This window comes from Photobacterium sp. AWH4_225, from assembly GCF_056158405.1.
In genome coordinates, this window is the sequence record NZ_JBSWTF010000004.1 from 721832 (window position 1) to 742945 (window position 21114).

Annotated in this window: 14 protein-coding genes; 3 read left to right on the forward strand and 11 right to left on the reverse strand. The window is 43.5% G+C overall.

The features are described 5' to 3' along the window. The first annotated feature begins 109 nt into the window (after positions 1–109). Positions 110–931: an alpha/beta hydrolase gene (locus tag ACXAD4_RS20635; RefSeq protein WP_475243803.1), complete on the forward strand. Its 822-nt coding sequence runs from the start codon at positions 110–112 to the stop codon at positions 929–931. 47 nt (positions 932–978) lie between these two features. On the opposite strand, the gene ACXAD4_RS20640 is transcribed toward ACXAD4_RS20635, so the two are convergent. From ACXAD4_RS20640 to ACXAD4_RS20690, 11 genes are all read right to left on the reverse strand, one after another. Then, a complete protein-coding gene (locus ACXAD4_RS20640; protein WP_475243805.1) occupies positions 979–1314 on the reverse strand; it encodes a hypothetical protein in 336 nt (111 codons plus the stop codon). A 39-nt stretch (positions 1315–1353) separates the two neighbouring features. Then, positions 1354–1908 carry a hypothetical protein gene (locus tag ACXAD4_RS20645; protein WP_475243806.1) on the reverse strand — a complete coding sequence of 185 codons (555 nt, stop codon included), beginning with the start codon at positions 1906–1908 and terminating at the stop codon, positions 1354–1356. Positions 1909–2230: 322 nt separating this feature from the next. Next, on the reverse strand, positions 2231–2707 hold the full coding sequence (locus tag ACXAD4_RS20650; protein WP_475243808.1) for a hypothetical protein: 477 nt from the start codon (positions 2705–2707) through the stop codon (positions 2231–2233). Next, positions 2707–3528, reverse strand: a complete 822-nt coding sequence (locus tag ACXAD4_RS20655) for a carbohydrate ABC transporter permease (protein ID WP_475243809.1) — start codon at positions 3526–3528, stop codon at positions 2707–2709. The genes ACXAD4_RS20650 and ACXAD4_RS20655 overlap by 1 nt, the downstream gene beginning before the upstream one ends. Next, positions 3525–4406, reverse strand: coding sequence for a carbohydrate ABC transporter permease (locus tag ACXAD4_RS20660; RefSeq protein ID WP_475243810.1), 882 nt, complete (start codon positions 4404–4406; stop codon positions 3525–3527). The genes ACXAD4_RS20655 and ACXAD4_RS20660 overlap by 4 nt, the downstream gene beginning before the upstream one ends. A 75-nt stretch (positions 4407–4481) precedes the next feature. Next, a complete protein-coding gene (locus ACXAD4_RS20665) occupies positions 4482–5723 on the reverse strand; it encodes an extracellular solute-binding protein (protein ID WP_475243812.1) in 1242 nt (413 codons plus the stop codon). 73 nt (positions 5724–5796) lie between these two features. Then, the gene (locus ACXAD4_RS20670) at positions 5797–6783 is read right to left on the reverse strand and encodes a LacI family DNA-binding transcriptional regulator (RefSeq protein WP_475243813.1); all 987 of its coding nucleotides are present in this window, start codon (positions 6781–6783) and stop codon (positions 5797–5799) included. Between the two features lie 153 nt (positions 6784–6936). Beyond that, on the reverse strand, positions 6937–10332 hold the full coding sequence (locus tag ACXAD4_RS20675; protein WP_475243815.1) for a GH36-type glycosyl hydrolase domain-containing protein: 3396 nt from the start codon (positions 10330–10332) through the stop codon (positions 6937–6939). A gap of 41 nt (positions 10333–10373) precedes the next feature. Next, a complete protein-coding gene (locus tag ACXAD4_RS20680; RefSeq protein ID WP_475243817.1) occupies positions 10374–11492 on the reverse strand; it encodes an ABC transporter ATP-binding protein in 1119 nt (372 codons plus the stop codon). A 350-nt stretch (positions 11493–11842) separates the two neighbouring features. Further along, positions 11843–15256 (reverse strand): carbohydrate binding domain-containing protein, encoded by a 3414-nt coding sequence (locus tag ACXAD4_RS20685; protein ID WP_475243818.1) that lies wholly within the window; start codon positions 15254–15256, stop codon positions 11843–11845. Between the two features lie 158 nt (positions 15257–15414). Next, a complete protein-coding gene (locus ACXAD4_RS20690) occupies positions 15415–16947 on the reverse strand; it encodes a sulfatase family protein (protein WP_475243819.1) in 1533 nt (510 codons plus the stop codon). A gap of 573 nt (positions 16948–17520) precedes the next feature. On the opposite strand from ACXAD4_RS20690, the gene ACXAD4_RS20695 reads away from it, so the two are divergent. Together ACXAD4_RS20695 and ACXAD4_RS20700 are read left to right on the forward strand one after the other, a co-directional pair. After that, positions 17521–19239, forward strand: coding sequence for a sulfatase family protein (locus tag ACXAD4_RS20695; RefSeq protein ID WP_475243820.1), 1719 nt, complete (start codon positions 17521–17523; stop codon positions 19237–19239). Positions 19240–19364: 125 nt separating this feature from the next. After that, complete coding sequence (locus tag ACXAD4_RS20700; protein ID WP_475243822.1) at positions 19365–21089, forward strand: sulfatase family protein; 1725 nt, start codon at positions 19365–19367, stop codon at positions 21087–21089. Positions 21090–21114 lie beyond the last annotated feature (25 nt).

Here is a 21114-nt window from a genome sequence, read left to right on the forward strand (position 1 = left end):
GGTATACCGATCAATTTGGAAATGCTCAAAGTGCCAATATCAAATTATGCTTTAAGCCTTAACAAGCCAGCACCTATTTTATTTGTGCCTTCATGATTTATGGATGAATATGAAAATAAAATTACTCTTGATTTCAGTGTTATGTCTGTTGTCATTTTCGCTCTGTGCCGCAACAAAGCCAGATAGCATCATGACTTATAAAGAAGTGGATGGACATTCATTAAACCTACACATTTTCACACCACAAAAACACCTAGCTTCAGAGAATAAGCCTGCCATTGTCTTTTTCTTTGGAGGTGGCTGGATTGGCGGTAAGCCCAAACAGTTCTACAAGCAAAGTCAGTACCTTGCCAAACGAGGTATGGTCGCAATGTCCGCCGAATATAGGATAAAGAATACGCATGGTACATCACCAAAAGAGGCTCTCAGAGATGCTAAATCGGCCATACGTTGGGTAAGAGCACATTCCGACGACTTAGGGATAGATCCGAACAAAATTGTCGCTGCTGGCGCTTCTGCCGGAGGCCAACTTGCCGCAGCAACTGCGACGTCCAGTGGGTTCAACGAGGCAGCTGATGATGTCAAAATCAGTGCCCGTCCCAATGCACTCGTGTTGTTCAACCCTGTAATAGACAATGGGCCAAATGGTTATGGTTTTAATCGAGTCAAAGACTATTGGCAGGACTTTTCGCCAATACACAATATTAGCGACAACATGCCGCCTACCATTTTGTTTCTTGGCACAAAGGATAAACTGATCCCTGTATCCACAGCAAAGAAGTTTAAAGCCAAGGTGGAAGAGCAAAGCGGCCGCTGTGAGCTACATCTTTACCCTAACCAGCCTCATGGGTTCTTTAATGTCAAAAAATACAATGAGACCTTACAGGCAACGGATCAGTTTCTTGTTTCTCTTGGTTTTATTAAAGAATAAATCATGAAACGTTATAAGCAGTGATGCAGTAGTTAATTGAAGCTGCATCACTTTTCTACCCACTCCCCATCAAGGTTAATGATTTTACACGGAAACACCTTTTCATATTTTAGATTGACACTTCGGCATGATTGAAGTGCGTGATCAATAGCATCTTCTTGGGTGTATCGATTTACCGCCCACGCCCAGCTGCCTGCTTTCGTACGAGCCCATGCTTTATGAAAGTCGCCATCAACATAATTCACCATATAGCTTTCTACAGCGCCTTTGGTTTTTAAATGCTGTGAGACTACCTTCATTTCCTCTTTGCTTAACGTTGGCTCCATCGCACAACCCGAGAATAAAATGGATATGGTCAATGTTTGCAATATTGTTTTTTTCATAATGGTTCCTGTTTTACTTGCTGTTTGTTATTTTATTTTTTAACTCTGTTCATTTTGTTCTGCTTCACTTCCTGTAAAGCAGTAGACACCTTCCTGGTATCGCTTTGAGTGGAATAAATTCTGATAAGGAAATAACCATATCTTCAAAGACATTGCATAGATAAAAAGAGAAACATCAATACTCAACCCTATCCACGCTCCAATCATATTCATATCAAAATCTTTCAGGCAGTTGATACTCCCTTTAAAACATAAAAATGCAACGATTAAATATGAGAGTGCGTTTTTCTTATAGAGACCATAAAGGATAAACCCATCAAAAAGCAATGAGCAGAAAAACAGTATGGCTGTATATTGATTTAAAAACTCATAACTGACCTCAAATACAGACCCAATTGTCGCTAACATTACAACGATTGAATATAAAATAATGAAGGTCAGATTAGCTGTATGATACTTCTCAGATTGCTCTGGATCAGGGAAAAGGGATAAGTACCTAGATACTTGTCGTTTACTCAAGCCAGAATAAACACCTCGTTGAAATACCTCTACTTTACTGAGGCCTTTTTTAAGGAGGCTTCTAACGTATTTCATTTCAATATCCTATTTGTGATAAGGCGTAACAGTTAGTTTTATTGATTTGCTTTTTCAAAGCCTCCTCCTTGCAAATCTGATCACTGAAGTATCTTGCGCCTGTGCTTGTTTACCTTAGTGACTTTATGTGGGCCATGTTTCCAGTATTGGGGCTGGGAGGATGTCCAACGGAAAATCAGGCTACTACGTCTTTGGCGAATTTTTCTTGTTTTCAACTTCAATATTTCCTGAACTATAAATGGAAACCAGAAATGCCGCTCAATCAATTACAAGCAGAGACGGCATCAGGTTTAATTTGTTTAGCTTTTTGGTACCTTACCGATCAACTTTGGTAAGCTTGTTCTGGAAACGCTTCGTGTAAGAATTCGTACATTTCCTTGGCCATATTGATGTTACCTGCGTGCTCTGATTTTTTTAGTAATTCCTTCGCAGCTTCAGGAACATATCGAGTATCGAGTTGAACATAGATTTCGATAAATGACTCCAGCTCCTGCTCAGACAACTGTGGAATTATCTCATCGGCTTCTTTAACCGCAAGGTCGTAGAAATCAGGTCGAGGACCAATTATGCTGGACTCCCAAGTTTCAATTACCTGTTGGTACCCTCCGAGGTACTTTTCTTCGATTCTAAGCTCAAGTTTATTCATACCTTTCAGGGCATAAGTCAAATTGCCATTATCACGTTGCTGACGTGCGTACTCAAAGTATTCACTTGACTGGTTATATGCCTTTACCCACGCCATCACATACGTAAAAGCAAGAAATGCCACTAAGAAAGACAACTTTTTGGCCATATCCATTACTTCACCCCTACCCCGGTAAATGCTTTGATAAAGTTTTTCTGCATGAAGAAGAAAGCAAACACGACAGGAACTGCAATCATTGTGGTCATTGCCCACACCTGTTCTAAGTTACCGGCTGGGATATCTTGCTGAAACTTAAACAGCGCCATTTGTAACGTCAGCATCGAGTCGTCACGGATATATAGAAGCGGCCCCATAAAGTCATTCCAGGCCCCCATGAAGGTCAAAATACCAACCGTTGCCATTGCTGGTCGCATCATAGGCAATACGACTTTAAAGAAGATCCTGAACTCACTTGCCCCGTCAATTCTGGCAGCCTCCAAATATGCCTCGTCAACTTGAGTCATGAACTGATAGAGCAAGAAAATGTTATAAGCACTGATCGCCCCAGGGATGATCAGTACCCTGTAGGTATTCACCCATCCCCAATCGTACATCATCATATAAACAGGAATGGTAAACAGGATGGCAGGCACCATCATTGATGAAAGAATCAACCTTAGCCAGACATCACGCCCCGGCATTTTCGTTTTGGCAATGGCAAAAGCGACCATGGCCGACAACAGGCAGTTCAATACCATCACTGACACAGAAACAAAGATAGTATTGAAGAAAATACGCAATAAGTTCGTACTTTCGAAGACATCGATATACCCTTTCCACGACCACTCTTTCGGCAATGCATTCGGGGTATGCATAATTTCAGCCCCAGACTTGAAAGAGTTAATAATCATGAAGAAAAACGGGTATAACACGATAAAACTGGCAGCAATCAAACCCAAATAAATTAACCACTGATTCTTTTTGGAGCTGATCATTCTTTATCTCCGCCATTGGTAAGTTTTAATTGAAGTGTTGTAAGCACAAAAATAACCATTGCTAACAAAAGGCCGGCCGTTGACGCTTGGCCCATTTTCATTTGCTCAAAGCCTATCTGATACAGATACAATACCGGGGTCAGTGCCGCATGATGTGGGCCGCCCTGAAGGTCAAAATTCATAAAGACCTCGGTAAACATTTGCAACCCGTTGATCACATTGATCGTTAACACAAAGACAATTTGTGGCTTCAACAGTGGCAAGGTGATCCGCGACACTTTTCGCCACCAGCTTGCCCCATCAATTTCTGCAGCCTCAAACAAGGATTTGTTGATGCTGGCAATACCGCCGAGGAAAATAATCATTTGTACCCCGAACCATTTCCAGGAACTGAATACCGCGATAACTGGCATTGGCAGCCATTGTTCAAACTTCCAAAAAACCGGTTCATTCAATATATCCATGCCCATCATGGCATTCTGTATTGGCCCTGTAGGACCTGCCAGAAAGTCAAAAATCAACATGGCTACCGTTACCGAAGTGACCACTGGGATAAACAAGATCGTTCGGAATAAGCTCGATAAAACAGTGATTTCATTAAGCATGAGCGCAGCACCTAAAGAGATCACAAAACTGAGAGTAATGAAAATAATCTGGTTAAAAAACACATTAAGAATCGATTGCCAAAACCTAAAATCAGCTGCGACGTTAATCCAGTTTCCTGCCCCGACAAATTTGGTATTTTCAGGGTTCAATATATTGATATCGAGAAAGCTATTTTCAAATGACAAGAAGAATGGATAAAGCATGAAAATAGCAAAGTAAAGGACCCAAGGTGTGATGAACACATAGGATATCCAGTGGCGTTTAAAGTTCATGATAAAACGTCCCATGTAAATAAAATCAATTCGAAGCGAACTTGCTAAACCATAAAAAAGTTAACGAGCTCACTATTAATGCCGTAAAACGAATTTTGCTTCTTTGCTAGCTTGAGTCACTGCATCTTCTGCGGACAGCTCATTCATCACCACAACCTTTGAGTAGTATTTCAATATGATGTTAGACACCTCTCCAACATGTACAGAAGACTCATTCATTACCGCGTGTTGTAATTGATCAACAAACGGTTTGACATCCGGTGTTTGGAAATAAGGGTCATCCTGCAATGATTTCAATGTTGGCAAATTTTGTAGTGCCATATTGGCTTTCAAGTTGTAATCATCTTCCATTAGCATTTCAATCAGCTGCCAACTGCGCTTCTCGATATGACGGGTATTTTTAAAGACCATCAAGGCCCGACCATCAAGGTTCGAATAGTGAGTGTCACCTTTGTGCTGGGTTGGAATAGGGGCAATACCCACATCCTTACCAATCTCCATCGGATGACCCGCTGCGTCCTGCAAGTTCACTCGCCATGCAATACCGTACTGAGGCCACATCCCAATGGTTCGAGAAAAGAAATTTTGCTCCATGGTTAACGGCGCATACTGTTGCACTTCTTTCATGGTGTTGAGGAAATCAACCATCCCGGCTTCTTTTTTATCAAAGATTGGGTGAGTACCGTATTTATTCAGCAACTGATATTGACCACCATTGAAGTTGTAATAGATCTGCGACAGCATATTCCAATACCAACTACCACCCGCTAACGCATCATTCCACAAGGCTACACCATGTACTTTTGCGCCATTTTCCTGTGGTGGCAATTCATTGATTTTCTTGGCCGCATACAAAAGCTCGTCCCATGTTTCTGGCGGTGTGTCAGGATCCAGCCCTGCCTTTCTAAACAAGTCTTTGTTATATATCATCATCTGGGTCGTGGCATGCCACGGGATATAATAATGACGGCCAAAATTCTTGCTCATAAATTGCGGTGCGATGCGAGAATTCATCTCATCGAAACCATCGAATCGATCGAGATACGTCAAACGACCCAATTCGGCATACCGCGCAACCATATAGCCAAATACTCCAGCATAAACGTTGGGATAGTCGCCGGCAGCCATCCGAGTTTCTAAGTTACTGTCGTTCGTTAACACCAACTCTACGTCTGGATATCGCTTTTCGAAATCTGGCTTAATTACTTTATTAACAAATTCAATTTGATCGCCAGAGGAAACCATAAATTCAAGCTTTTCTTTCGCTTGAACAAATGGCGTAACTGTAATGAGTACAACCAATAACCACTTGTACATCTTTCTATCCTTGAAAACAGGAAAAAGGGAAACGCTAGTTTTTACAAAACAACTTGCCGTCTATTTGAAATAACTACATCGTTTTTCTCTCGACTAAAGTCGTCGGTAGCATAGTGATAGGATCAATATCACTTTTACCGTTGATTGCATCGAAAAGAATCGTAGCTGCTTGTTCGCCTTTATTGAATTTCAAGTGGCTCACTGTCGTTAGTGCCGGCGTTGTCATTTCTGACTCTCTAATATCATCAAAGCCAATAATTTTAAGTTCAGAAGGGACTGAGATATGATACTCACGTGCAGCCCTTAAAATACCAATCGCCATTTCATCATTGCCAGCAAAAATGGCCTTAGGCCTCAAACCTCGCTTGATGAGTTTAACCATTTCACGGTAACCACCTTTTTCGGTGAAGTCACAGTGAACTATCAGGTTTTGGGTAAAAGGTATGTTGTAGAATCCTAAGGCAGCAATATAGCCATCAAGTCGCTTTTGGTTATCAAAAGAGTTTTCTGGTCCGCTAAAATAATAAACCTCATTACAACCACTTTTGATCAGTGATTTGGTTGCCGAAAACGCACCACCAAAGTTATCAATCAGTATATTGTAAATGTGAGGAGCATTTATCTCACGGTCGAGCAAAATAAAGGGTAAGCTTTTGCTTGCTGTGCTCCTTAGCAACTCATCACTCAGCGCATTGCTCAAAATAATCGCCCCATCGACCATTTTATCTTTCAGGTATCGATGCGCGGTAGAATCTGCTCCTCCGAATACGCTACAAGCGATAAGATCGTAGCCCATCTCTTGTACTTTCTTCTCGACCCCTTTCACGATCTCACTGTAAATAGGACCAAACCAGGAATTGAAGAAAATACCTATCGCACCATTATTTCTCTGCCTTAACTGCTTGGCATTGCTATTCGCTGAATAGTTCAGTCTTCTAGCAACTTCTAAAACATGTTGCCGGGTCTTCTCGCTAATACGGTCACTACTATTGACTGCGTACGATACCGTCGAAATGGAGACATTTGCCTCTTTTGCGACATCCTTAATCGTTGGTTTCAATATCAGCTCTCCCTTTTCAATCTATTCCCTAAATAGCTTGTATCTTCATTGCCTGTAATCCAGACACAAGCTGGGATTTATCACCCTCTGAGTAACAGTTCCCCGGAGCGCACTTCACAAATCAAGCAAACTCCGAGGGTTTCATTCAAACTGCTACAACCAGATTTCAAGTGTGTTTTGAACAGCATTAAGCTTGCTCATGGCCATTTCTTTTTCGATGACAACGCCACCTGTTCGGTATGGGTTGAATTGAGATTGTAAAGGTAGACTTTCACCGTTAAGCACAACGCGCTTAGGTGTGTGACAACCCTCTTCTGGATGAATAGCAACCTGACAAGGCATACCGTACAAACTGAAGTTCAATTTCACTTTACCTAATGATTGAGCAATGACTGGGTCGAGTAGCAATGATTGGTTTTGGTAGCGAATACCCAACACGCTGCTAATGACCTGATTGATATAAATACCAGGACCACTTGAATAAATGCGCCATCCACCTTTAACTTCAACCTCGCCAGTTCTTAACTTATCGAAGTTATCGTAGGCCTGATAACGGTCATTAAACTTACCGTCAGAGCTGGAGAAATACGCATTGGCTTGCCTTACATCCGCATTAGGAACCGCTTTATTAATACCGACTGGCACAATTTTATACAGGTTATCAAAAACATCGTCCGCTTTACCCATTTTGCACAGTGCTTCAATAAAGCGAATATGGGCGTGGCAGTATTGCAGACCCACTTCACGACCAAGGTTAGCGGCCAACTCTGCCCGCTTGAAATAGCTCTGTTTACCCGCGTTGTATTCGGCCATTCGCTCCATAAGTCGAACACCATCAGGGAAAACCAGTTTCTCCATAATGGTTGCCATATGTGACTCTGCCATTTCCTTGTCGAAGGTTTCAGAAATAATCGAGCGCGATGCAGGTAATAAACGGTGCTGAATACCGGTTTTCACATCCGAGGGATGCAGTAAGTACTCGACCTTATCCAACTCTTTATTGGGGAAATGGACGAAACCCGCGATCACATTATCTTTTACCAGGTATCGATGGTAGTCGGCTTCCATTTTTTCAGTCAGCTCGGCTACTTGCGCCACAAACTCACTGTAAGCCTCTTCCTCAGCAAGTGCCGACGTCAGTGTTTTCATCGCCTGCAGAGTCAGGGGAATTGTCCATCCGCTAACCATGTTTTCACGCAACGCCTGATTAGCAGGCTGCAAGGTATCATCCCAATCGCCATCACCGTAACAAGATAAGTGGGTACCTGGGATCAAGTTGTCGATAATATGTTTTAGCTGACGCTGGATATGAGCAAACAGCGATACCTTTTCTTCTGTGAAATCAAACCCAGCCTCGATGGAGGTATACGGCAGATTTTCGTTCAAGATATCGAGATCGCCCGTCGCAGTCAGATAATCAGCAACGGCTTTGAGTGGCCATACGACAATGTCGCCATGGCAGTCTTCTTGCTGAATCTTGTAGTACTTATCAAACATGAACCATTGTGGCCATGTACCGGTTTCCACGTGCTGATGACTGTAGATATTGCGAATCAAGTCTGCCGCTTTATCAAAGTGTTGCGTCGCCATAAAGAACTCAAAAGGCCCTTGCGACACATCTCGTGTTCCCCAAGCGGCACCTGAATATTGCTCCAGACCATGTGGTGTTGAATAGTGAACCAAAGCGTTATGAGTAAACCACTGCATCGTATCGTTGAGCTTTTCAGAGTTGTATTTATCCTTTTCAAACTCAATATTGAAATTTTGCAGCAGCTTGTTTTGAGCGCGCTGGTACAATTTAGATTCAAACTCAAAATCCATCATCTGCAAATTAGCAGGTGTAGTGTTGTCTACAGCCCCTGTTATCAGCAAACTCGATTTATTGGTAACTTGTCCTTTCAACAATAGGTATTTGACCGAGCCCCCCTCTTCGACAACCGACAGTTCATCGATTTCAGGGCTCGCAAGCCATGTGTACTTAAGAGCTGGGTAAGTTTCTGAAATAAGAGAGTTATCGCCAGTTACGACAATATGTCGGCCTTCACGGTCAACAGTAACAATGCTATCACTCTCGTTATTGCCCATCACCAACTGGCTAGAAATACTGATATCTAGAGGCTGATCCAGATTAATCAGTTCGATATCAAGCTGGATACTCGTGGTATTCTGCGAGCTAAAGCTGGTCAACTGGATATAACCGCCATGGTATTTGTATATCCAACGTGAGTGGTTGGCACCTGTTTCGTAAGCGGAAGGCATGCCCAGTACTCGGTACTCCCCATCATCAAGCACCCATATCCGCTGTCCGCTGAATTTAAATAAGTTCAGCGATGTACGATCGACACCGATTAGCTTGTTGAAAGAGGTATTACCCAACACAACATGTGAGTTGAAAACACCGTAGATACAATGCGTCGAGCTCATCACTTCATTGTTGAAGTCCTGATTATTCCCCGAGCTAATCATATGGCCAGTTGAGCGCTCCAACACCCGCTCTTTGGCTGGCATAGTGACATAGCGGCTATCACTAGGATTTTTGCTATAGAAAAAGGACAGCAACTCTCCTTTTTTCACTTCTTTGAAACGGTGAGGGCCTTCAAAAAATTCTGCGATTTCATCTTCTGATAACGCTTCACCCGCTAGGGTTGAGTCTGCTTTGAATAGAAAAAATGGAAGATCAATATCAGTCTCAGCGTCACTGCTTTCTGAAGGATGGCTTACTGAAGGATAAGTTGCCTTGATAGAAGCGACATCGCTCGCTTCAAACACATTCGAACCTGGCTGGTTTTCACGAAAGTGCAGATAAAATACACTGCCGTTAGTATCCCCAGCAGCAAGTGTTACATCCTCAGTCTGAAGTGCTATGTAGCCCATTTCAAATTGCAGGCGTTCATTTTCAAGCTGGGGTTGACTCAATATACTTGGCGTACTGTCGAAACGGTAGTCTTTGCCGAAGAACTGATAGCCGTCTGTAGAAAACCCAACAACGGTAGAAAATGAACCTATTTGTGCCCAAGGATTACCTGTGCTCTGCGGTAAGTTCTGACGAGAACAGACAACATAACCTGTCGCCTTATCATCAAAAATCTGATGGTCCAAATACTGGCTGACGTAGCACTCATTACTCTTCACAGCACCTCGATCAGCAAGGGCGAGATCTTGGCCAAACACCAAATCATACGTTATAGGTGAAGACGTTAAGTTAGTGACTTTTGCGGTATAGAAAAGTGTACTGGTGTCTGTCGCAAGGGTGAGCACGACACTCGCTTTAAACGTATCGGTTGTCGTTTCCCAGCCCACTTGTCCGTCATTGGTGCGGAAAGTACGGATATTTTCGTTGAAATACATCAGCGGTGTAAATGAGATTGCCTCCCCTTGTTTGATACGTAGATAAATATTCGAGAGGGCAATTTCAAATTCAGTCGGCTCATAAAGGTTGAGCATGACATCTTTGGCATTTATTGACTGTAGAACATTATGCTCATTGAAAAGCAATTCAAGTTGCCCGTTAGTCAAAGTATGAGTCGAAGTTGAAAGCGAAAAATTCATATAAACTATTTCCGTGTTTAATGATTGTGTTTAACGATCACTCATTTGAGCAACAAGATATTTTCACCCGTCTCTTTATCAAAGAGGTGGCACTTTTCCAGATTTAACTTAACGGCTTGAACTTCATTTCGCTGGATGGAAAAAAATGGGTTGGTATGCTTACTAATCAATTGCTTACCTATCAAATCAAAATGGATGAATGATTCTGAGCCCATTTCTTCTACATCTGTGACAAAGGCTTGAAGATCACCGTCTCCGTCCACAACCAAAATATCTTCAGGCCTCAACCCAAGGTAAAGATCTTTGTTTTGCCAAGATTGTAATTTCTCAATCTTTTGTTCCGAGTAAGGAAGAGTGAAGTACTTATCCTTAATCTTTAATTTCAATGTATTATCATGAAGGGCCAATTTGGCTTCTAACATATTCATCGCAGGGGAACCAATGAACTCAGCCACAAACTTGTTCTTTGGTTTGTGATAGACATTCATTGGAGTGTCAACTTGCATAATTTGCCCTTTGTTAAGGACACAAATGCGATCGCCCATTGTTAACGCTTCAACCTGATCATGGGTCACATAAACCATGGTGGCAGGACGATCACTCTTTTTTAGTTCATCATGCAAACGGCAAATACGTCTTCTCATCGAAACACGTAGCTTGGCATCCAAGTTAGATAGTGGCTCATCAAACAGAAATACCTCTGGTTTTCGAACCATTGCTCGCCCCAATGCGACCCTTTGGCATTGACCACCCGATAATTGGCCCGGTTTACGGTCCAACAATTCCGTGATCTCTAATAAATCAGCCGCCTCTTTAACGCGGGACTCTATTTCATGTTTCGGCTTTCTTGCCGTTTCCAAACCGAAAGCCAAGTTTTTTTTCACCGTCATATGTGGATAGAGAGCATAGTTTTGAAAGACCATTGCGATACCACGATCTTTAGGTGGCGCATCGTTACAACGCTTGTCACCAATAATCAAATCGCCGCTTGTGAGACTTTCCAAACCAGCCATCATTCTCAAAGTCGTGGACTTAGCGCAGCCTGAAGGACCGACCAAGACCATGAACTCCCCATCTTCAATATCTAGGCAGACATCATGAACAGCATGGAAGCCGTTCTTATATACCTTATTAATATTTTTTAGTTTGACTTGGGCCATATGAATTCTCTTTGTGAATCATCGCATCTACAATAGAAACGTTTCTACAAATAATATGAACCATGTATTACTGTGTCAATTAAATGCTCTTATTATGCTAGCGAAGATCACATTTTATATTCGATGATTGCATTGATTACACTAATCTTTTTAAGAAGAGAATGGAGAGGAGACTAGTAGAAAAAGGCGAAGCCCAGCCAGAACAAAATACAAAACACTGAAATTAAACAATAAAAACTCATCAGCTCAAGCTATACTCGAGAAAAATAGTGTTAGCTTCTTATTATAGTTTATTAGTGAAATTTGCAGCTGGTGATGAAGAATGTTCATCACCAGTAGTCGAAATGTTTCTAGCAGCCTGTTGCACTAACATTACAAATTGCAGGTAAAATACGGTGTTTAAACAACCTTAAGTCATCCACAACGATACGGCTAAGAGATGAACTTGTCGTACTTTCGGTCATTCGTAGGATGATGTTGAAAGCTGTTTCATCCGGTCTTTTACGCATAACAAAACGAATCATATTTCCGCTGTCATTTTCTATGGTTGCGACTGATGGGACTAATTTGGTTTTGGCGCTAGCGCTTTCTACCTCAACATCGACATCGAAATAGGCACCTTCCGCCAATTGCTTTTCACCTACGGATAACGTGAATACATAACGGGTTCCATCTGGGTCTGACGTAATATCCAAAGGCGTGCTAGCAATGATTTCACTCTCTTTACTCGTTGTTCCGTTTGATTGGAAGACCAAAGCCTGCTCCCCTTGCGGCGCAACATTGCCTTTCTCAATAGTTACAAGCCCATTCGATAAATCCCAATATTGGCTTCCGCTTTCAAAATCACCATTAAGGATCTGAACTGGCTTACCAAATACTTGAAGAGCCGTGTTATCAAAGATAAAGGCTTCACCTACCCCACCCTCAACAACATATTCAATATGGAGGTAAGACGCTCCTTCAGGTTTAACGGTATCAACAGCAACTAACTGCCCTTCATCAGTGTCTGTAAGCTTCTGGCTTTGCGACACAAGGCCTATAGCCTTCTCATGCTCACCATCGGCTGTCCAATACACCTGGATGTACCCTTGGCTGCTATCGACAGTTTCTGGCTTGATATAGGCAGAGACGCGATATTTACTTCCGACCAGAGAAAGATCTTGTTTGACGCTCTGAGAAATCAGCGAACGATCGCTTGAGCCCGCAACGAGTTTTACCCCCTTACCCGAAATACCATCGGTCAAAATCGGTAAAGCGTCGCCGTAAGCTTGCCAACCATTCAATCCATCTTCGAAGTTGGGGTTGGTGAAAATCGCTTCTTTGCCATGGACAACATTGACGATATCATCAAGTTCAATCCAATCTCCCTCAGGGTCTACGACTTCGAATCGTTCAAAAACACTATCACTTGGTACCGTGTATGGAGAACGCTGATAACCAAAGCTCTGCTGGTCACCACTTCTATCAATGCCGATCACTTCTCTTGGCGAAAAAGCAGAAAAAAGAACAACCTGCTGACCTTGTTTGTTAGTATGCCAACTCACCTCATGTCGATAAAACGTGTTCCTCAGCTCATCAACTGTCCCTGGCCTGATAGTTTCGACTAATCCAATAGCACCAAACCAAAAATCAGCGATGCCAACCGAACTCATTTGATAATCAGGCAGCGACATAGACCAGCGAGTCAGAAACTCTATATCTTCGCCACCAGAGGCATTGACCATCTTCTGCCTCAACTCATCTCTATAGGCAAAATACCCGCCAACCATGGCACCCTGCTTGCCATGCTGGCCAAAACCTAACACGGCTGGGAAATGCAAAATATCGCCCGGATGCTGAGATGGACCATCATTATTGTAGTTTCCTTCCACGGCGGTGTTATTTCCGGCTGAGAATGCCGCGAAGTATGGCGAGCCTAAGTCATCAGTTTCTGCCTGACTTATTGCATAGTAATTTTCATTGAACTGTTTCCACTCAGGATCCTCGGCATGATGAGCCAGTATCAAGGTTCCTCCCATCACGATAAAGGCCGAATGTGATGCCTTTATCACTGGCTCTCCTTCTAACCAGTGATCGTATTTGAAATACTCCCGCTTCGAGACATACTTGTCATAGTTATAGCTAGCATGTGGGTCTTGCGCTGCGCCGAGATCCCCGTATATCCAGGTTTCATTCGCCATACCATTATCGTTGCGCAGCGGTCCGAAATCATCGTTTTGCCACGTGACTCCTTGCCGTGCCCTGATAGTGTCACCCGAACGCACAAATATCTGAGTAAGATACTGTTTCGCATGTTCAATCGTTACATTGTCTGGATACTGTTCAGCTGCTTTTATCACCGCAGGCAAAAACTTCATGCTGGTATAAAGCTGCGGTTGCGGCTTCTCATCATGAGGGGAACCATTGGTTTGGTAGTTTCTGACAAAATGGCCATCAACCGACTTGAGGCCACCCAAACCATCTTCCATCAATCCAGCGTGGCGTTTGATGAGCAGTGTGATAATAGGTTCGATCTCAGGATCATCGAGAACCTTATCAGCAGCAAGTAGAGTGAAAACCGCCCACCCCACGGTATCGGCAATAGGTGTTTTATTGGGATTGGTGCCTTTGCGCTGGATCTTGCGGTGCAAAAAGCCTTCCGGAGAGAAGTCATTGGTGGTGGCGAACTGCCTTGATGACGTGAGGCTTTTAAGCGTCGCAACATATTGCCGCAATTCATCATATAACCAGTCGTTGTATGACAGCTTGTCATCCAGCTTGTCAGCCAGTAATTTTGGCGAACCGTCTGTATAAAGTAGCTTACCATCCGCTGTTGCGGCCGTGCTTAATATCGACGCCTTCACTTCGCAAAGAAGTTTAGGCGAAGTCTTTATGCTGCCTTTTAAGTCACCTTTGGGAAACAACCAAAACTCGTCATCAGCATCTTTTCTTACCGATAAATACAGTCCTGACATATCATCCCGTCCAAAGACACGGCTGTAGGTAATACTTTCGAACTCTGCCCCGGAATATATTTCTGACAATGAACTCCCTTCTGCTGCCATGCGGTAGATCGATTGATCAGACAAGGCATACAGTTTTTCCTGCTTCATGTCGAGTGCAAGATCAATAATTGCCCGAGGGGATGGAATGAAATGTGGAGCTTGTTTCGCCCCACCCAAATAGACACTATTTTTATCGGCATCATAACGGAAAATCCCTTTTTCACTTCCGACATAAAGGTGCTTTTTAAAATAAGTCATACCATATTTTTCAGATGGTGATTCAATATCCGCTCGTAATGAAACAGAATCGAATAGCGACAACACCTTGGTATTTTGGTTAAAGGCAACAATATGGTCTAGTTCATCACCTTGCCCACACATCGCAAGATACAAGAAACGGCCTGATGGCGTAAAAGTCATTCCACATAAGGAAAAATCAGCGCCAGAAGAGGCTAAGTCTTCAAGTGCTAGGAAGTCATCTTGGCTAAGAACATTCAAGGTATCATGGGAAATGTTCCTAATTTCAATATAGTTAGTCGCTGTATTTGCAACGGCGTAATATCCGGCAACCTTTGCAGCCGCGACTAAATCACTGCTATTTTGTTCAAAAGGCCATGGTGCGGAGGTAAAATCAGACTCAGGCTTTTCTGGCTTTGGAACGGGTTTATAGTCAGGCTGCTTTTCATCGGTAGGGGGACTATCCCCTCCTCCTTGGCATCCTACCAAAATAAAAGCTAATAACCCTACGTTAAGGATTTCTCTGTAATTTTTGATATGCATAACCCCTCACAACATACACGCGATACTGAGTAAATAAGAAAATTTGAAATGTCTTTAATTGGCTTAAGCCAGTATTAATTTATAAATGTTTTTTTGATGATTAAAAAAGAGCAGCAGTTATTCACTGCTGCTCTAATTGCCACTACTTTAAATATAATTTAATGACTTTTTTTACCGCCGCTTAGCTGGCGGTGGATTTTCTTTCTCTGCCTTGTTTCCATCTGTAGCTCTGCAGTTCGGCTTACTAGGAAATCATTGTCATCGCGCTTGAGGAGTAGCTCCAACATTGGGTCATTATATTGCTCCATATGTTGACGCATAAGCTCCGTCATTTTCATTTGCTGCTCTTTGAACTCTTTCTTATCTGCTAGATTAACCTTCGCATCCGGATCATTACGCAGATCATAGAACTCAGTAACGGTACGGTTTAGGAAAAACTCAACCCGCTCTTTAATTTCAGGGTTTTCATCTGCCAACGCCTTCATCGCTTTGAAAGTTTTACTATTGTTAGCCGAAGTTTTGTAAACACGGCCACCCACAGCCCATGGGTTGAAGATATATAGCCAATCTGAATTCTGTACCGCTGCCATAGGGAAAATACGGCCACCAGCATTCTCATGGTATTGGGTAAATACGTAATCTCGCTCGGCCTGTGAATCGCCTTCTAGAATAGGTAAAAAGCTTCGACCATCCAATGAATCTGGCACCTCAACGCCCGCCGCATCAAGCAGGGTTGGCATCAAGTCGACCATTGAAACAAAGTGCTCATCGTCAACCGACGCATTGATTTTCTCTGGCCAGCGAACAAAGAATGGGGTGTGGTTACTATTACGGTACACATTGGATTTCGCAAACGGTGCAGCAATACCATTATCAGACAAGAACAGAACAATGGTGTTGTCACTCACACCTTTCTCTTCAAGCACTGACATCATTTCACCTACAGTGTCATCCAAGCGCTTTACCGAACTGTAATACTGAGCCAGCTCTTTGCGTGCCCCGGGAATATCCGGCAAGAAGCTTGGTACTTGGATCTCCTCTGGCTTGTAGATCCTCGAAGGCCTTTGCTTTCCGCCTCTTTCATAGTTCGGACTGTCGACAAAGTATGGGCGATGCGGATCATGGGAGTTAGCCATCATGAAGAAAGGCTTGTCATTTGCCTGCGCTGAATCGATAAATGCCGATAGATGTTTGCGATAAAGTTTCGGACCACGGCCGCTGCCGATATCCGCTTTGTCTTTGCTGTAATCCCATACATAATCATCAACATATTTCGGTGTTGAGTGATTCACTTTACCCAGGATTCCAACGGTGTAGCCATTATCCTTGAGCTCTTCTGCTAGAGTCGGAATATTCTGGGTTGTCGGATAAAAACCCCAAATGCCGCTGTTCTGTATATAACGTCCAGTTGCCATGACCCCACGAGATGGCTCACACACCGAAACAGTGACAAACGCGTTGTTGAAACGGATCCCCTGACTGGCCAAACGATCAAGGTTTGGCGAAATCTCAGGAACAGTCGAACCTGTTACTCCCAACGAGCCATAATCCATATCGTCAGCAGTAATTAACAAAATATTAGGTGCGGTCTGCTCATTCTTCGCTGGCTCAGCTGCCAGAGACGGCGCAGAAGTTGCCGAAAACAGCATCAACATCGCAGTGGTTAAAACATTCTTTTTCATGGTAACCATTAGTTATTTATCCTTAGAATTATTGCTATCCATGAATAACTGTCCCCATAAATTTCCCAGTTATTCGGATAACCTCCTGTTTTCTCTTCACCAAGTTCTCTCAATTTCAACTGAAAGTGATGAGCAGCAAACAAGTCAAACCGTACTTCATATTAACAATGACCAAAGTATAAACGTTTCTACAAATCACCATGTGACAGAGTTAACATTTACTTGTACCAGCGGTGATTGCTAGCTGAATTTTGCTAGAAAGTTGAAGGTGGTCCACAAAAAAAGCGATGAAGTAGCGATATTCAATAAAAACAGCGGAAAAAATTAGATGTTCGTCATGTTAATGAAACAAACCTCTCTTCTATATACATGCAGAATTGATCCATTAACTCGAAACGTTTATATTCAAAACATTCCCAAGCTATGCCAGTAAGCAATCATTCCTCAACACTCTCGAAGTATTAACAATTTTTAGTTGAGACACTCATCTTTGATGAAGCAAATATGGCCGAATTCAAGTTCAGTATCGTCTTCTACATGAACCATTTGTCTTCTTAACACTGATATGTAATCAAGGATCTTATGAAAACTTCACATTCCACTCTCGCAAAGGGGATTGGGCTCTTGCTTGCAGCAACTTCTTGCGCAGCCCAAGCCAGCCAAGCTAGCGACCAACCCAATATTCTCTTCATCTTCTCTGATGACCACTCAAACAACGCCATCAGTGCTTACAGCGATGATCTGGTACAAACCCCTAATATCGACCGTATTGCCGAAGAAGGGGCTATTTTCGAAAACGCGTTCGTCGGTAACTCAATTTGCCAACCAAGCCGTGCTTCTATCATCACGGGTAAGCATTCACACCTAAATGGCGTTATCGACAACTCCTCAGCATGGAACCCAAACCAAACCATTTACCCGAAATTAATGGAAAACGCTGGTTACCAAACCGCACTTATCGGTAAATGGCACATGCACCCTACTCCAGTGAAAGAATTCGGCTACTCGAACGTACTGAGTGGTGCTGGCGGGCAAGGAACGTACTACCAGCCAGAATTCATCGATAATTACGGCAAGAAGACGACCGTTGAAGGCTATTCCACCGATATCATCACCGATCAATCAATCAAGTGGTTGGAAACCAACCGTGATCCTGCCAAACCATTCTTACTTCAGGTTCAATTCAAGTCACCGCATACACCACGCCGACCACCACTACGAAACCTGGAGTTGTTCAAAGACACTAAATTCCCAATTCCAGCCACGCTTCATGATGACTACAAAACTCGTGGCAAGCATGCGAGCGAAGCCTGGATGGAGCTGTACGGTATGACAGCAGAAGGTATCAATGCCTTCCCACCAGCACCGACAACGGCAGAAAAGAAAAAGATCCGAGAAGAGTGGCTAGCCAGTATGAGCAAGCCAGAACGTGAAGCGTTCGACAAATGGATGGATCGCCTCACTGAAGATCAGCGCATCGCATTCCACGCAGCCTATGACGATATCAACGTCGATTACTGGAAGAAGATCCAAACTCCTGAATACAAGATGCGTTACGGCTACGTGCCACCAGCAGAAAAGAAAGCCCGTACCGAGTATAACTACCAGCGTTTCATGAAAGAGTACGCGGCTGCGGCAGTTACCGTTGATGAAAACATCGGTCGTATTCTGGACTACTTAGACGACACAGGTCTGGCAGAGAATACCATCGTGGTATATAGCTCTGACCAAAGCTTCTACATCGGTGAACATGGCTGGGCGGAAAAGCGCTACATGTATGAAGAAGGCATGAAAATGCCGTTCATCATTCGCTGGCCTGGTCACATTGCTCCGAACCAACGTCCACAGGCGATGATCCAGAATATCGACTTCGGGCCTACCTTCCTTGATGCTGTTGGTCTTGAAGCTCCTGAAGAAATGCAAGGCAAGTCTTTCCTTGATGTACTGACTGGCAAGCAAAGTCTGGCCCAATGGCAGAAAGAGCGCCCGTACCTGTACTACCACTACTACATGGAAGGTGCTCACAACGTACCACGCCATGATGGCGTGCGTAGCGACCGTTACAAGCTGATTAACTTCTATTCAGAAAACAACGGTAAGGGCGAGTTTGAAATGTATGACCTTAAAGCCGATCCGAACGAAGTGAATAACGTTTACAACGATCCGAAATACTCCAAAGTTCGCGAAACAATGATGAAAGAGCTTCACGATGCTCGCAAAGAGTACGAGGTCCCATCAGATGTTTATGAAGCGCCGTTCCCATTCATGACGGCTCAAGAGCGCAAAGCGCTCGGCTATTAAAAGCTATTAACTTCGGCACCTTCACCTGGTGCCGAGGTATTGCCATTTTCTAAAACATCAAACAATGCCTGAAACCAACTGGTTGAAATAACCGTTTACTATTAACAAGATCAAAGCAGGATAATATGAAAATTAAGCGCTCGACTTTATCCAAAGGAATAGGTGTGCTGTTAGCCGCCGGTGCTATTTCTTCTCAGAGTGTTGCTGCCACCTACGAACAACCTAACATTCTGTTTATTTTTTCCGATGACCACTCTACACAAGCTATCAGTGCCTACAATGATCAGTTTGTGAACACCCCCAATATTGACCGAATAGCTAATGAGGGGGCTATTTTCGAGAACACCTTTGTCGGCAACTCCATTTGCCAACCAAGCCGTGCAACTATCCTGACCGGTAAGCACTCGCATTTAAATGGTGTTATCGACAATACGTCACGTTGGAACCCTAATCAGACTATCTACACCCACCTGCTGGAAGATGTTGGCTATCAAACGGCCTTGATTGGTAAATGGCACATGAACCCTGCCCCGGTCAATGAGTTTGGCTACTCAAACGTCCTCAATGGGCATGGCCGCCAAGGGACCTATTACCAACCAGAATTTATCGATAACGAAGGTAATATCACTACAGTTCAAGGTTACTCGACCGATGTGATTACCGACCAATCTATCGAGTGGTTGGAGCATCAGCGTGATGCCGACAAGCCATTTTTGCTAAAAGTTCAGTTTAAGTCGCCGCATACACCGCGTCGCCCACCATTGCGCCACCTGGAACTGTTTAAAGACAAAACATTCCCACTACCTGAAACATTGTTCGACAATTATGAAACCCGTGGTGAGCATGCCAACAAAGCGTGGATGAAACTCTATGGTATGTCTGGTGAAGGTATTAATGCTTTCCCACCAGCGCCAACAACGCCAGAGCGTGCTGAAATCCGAGATGAATGGATTAAGAGCCTGACCAAGCAAAAGCGTAAAGCATTTGAAGGCTGGATGGCGCGTATGACCGATGAGCAGCGCGACGCTTGGCACAAAGCTTACGATGACATCAATGTGGATTACTGGAAGAAAATCCAATCTCCGCCATACAAAGTGCGATACGGCAATGTGCCAGAAGACGAGAAACGGATCCGTGCCGAATACATCTACCAACGTTTCATGAGAGATTATATGGCATCAGTGACTGCAGTTGACGAAAACGTCGGCCGTATTCTTGACTGGTTGGATGAAAACGATCTCGCTAAAAACACCATTGTCGTTTATAGCTCAGATCAGAGCTTCTTTATCGGTGAGCACGGCTGGGCGGAAAAACGCTACATGTATGAGCCGGGAATGAAGATGCCGTTTGTGATCCGTTGGCCAGGGAAGATCCCTGCCCACTCAAAACCTGAGGCAATGATCCAAAATATCGACTTTGCACCGACTTTCCTCACTGCAGCAGGAGCAAAAGTACCAGGTGAAATGCAGGGTAAATCATTCCTTGATGTGCTGACTGGCAAAGAAAGCGATGCCCAGTGGCAGCAAGAGCGGCCTATCGTGTACTACCACTACTACATGGAAGGTGGCCACAACGTTCCTCGTCATGATGGTGTAAGAAGTGATCAATACAAACTGATCGATTTCTACTCTCAGAACAGCGGTAAAGGTTGGTTCGAACTTTATGACTTGAAAGCAGATCCAAACGAAGTGAATAACGTGTTCGAGGATCCTAAGTACAAAGATGTGCGTGAAAACATGATGGCTGAACTTAAAAAAGCCCGCACGGAATACAAGGTGCCGAGTGATGATTTCGAGGCGCCTTACCCGTACATGAACCGCAAGGAGCGAAAAGCGCTAGGTTTTAAATAAATAGCTTCTAAGCAGCTCCAATTCC

Bases quoted from the DNA above. Each gene is read 5' to 3' on its own strand.
- ACXAD4_RS20695 (WP_475243820.1), top strand. From the start codon at position 17,521: ATGAAAACTTCACATTCCACTCTCGCAAAGGGGATTGGGCTCTTGCTT.
- ACXAD4_RS20685 (WP_475243818.1), bottom strand. From the start codon at position 15,256: ATGCATATCAAAAATTACAGAGAAATCCTTAACGTAGGGTTATTAGCT.
- ACXAD4_RS20700 (WP_475243822.1), top strand. From the start codon at position 19,365: ATGAAAATTAAGCGCTCGACTTTATCCAAAGGAATAGGTGTGCTGTTA.
- ACXAD4_RS20650 (WP_475243808.1), bottom strand. From the start codon at position 2,707: ATGGATATGGCCAAAAAGTTGTCTTTCTTAGTGGCATTTCTTGCTTTT.
- ACXAD4_RS20655 (WP_475243809.1), bottom strand. From the start codon at position 3,528: ATGATCAGCTCCAAAAAGAATCAGTGGTTAATTTATTTGGGTTTGATT.
- ACXAD4_RS20665 (WP_475243812.1), bottom strand. From the start codon at position 5,723: ATGTACAAGTGGTTATTGGTTGTACTCATTACAGTTACGCCATTTGTT.
- ACXAD4_RS20645 (WP_475243806.1), bottom strand. From the start codon at position 1,908: ATGAAATACGTTAGAAGCCTCCTTAAAAAAGGCCTCAGTAAAGTAGAG.
- ACXAD4_RS20660 (WP_475243810.1), bottom strand. From the start codon at position 4,406: ATGAACTTTAAACGCCACTGGATATCCTATGTGTTCATCACACCTTGG.
- ACXAD4_RS20680 (WP_475243817.1), bottom strand. From the start codon at position 11,492: ATGGCCCAAGTCAAACTAAAAAATATTAATAAGGTATATAAGAACGGC.
- ACXAD4_RS20690 (WP_475243819.1), bottom strand. From the start codon at position 16,947: ATGGTTACCATGAAAAAGAATGTTTTAACCACTGCGATGTTGATGCTG.
- ACXAD4_RS20675 (WP_475243815.1), bottom strand. From the start codon at position 10,332: ATGAATTTTTCGCTTTCAACTTCGACTCATACTTTGACTAACGGGCAA.
- ACXAD4_RS20640 (WP_475243805.1), bottom strand. From the start codon at position 1,314: ATGAAAAAAACAATATTGCAAACATTGACCATATCCATTTTATTCTCG.
- ACXAD4_RS20635 (WP_475243803.1), top strand. From the start codon at position 110: ATGAAAATAAAATTACTCTTGATTTCAGTGTTATGTCTGTTGTCATTT.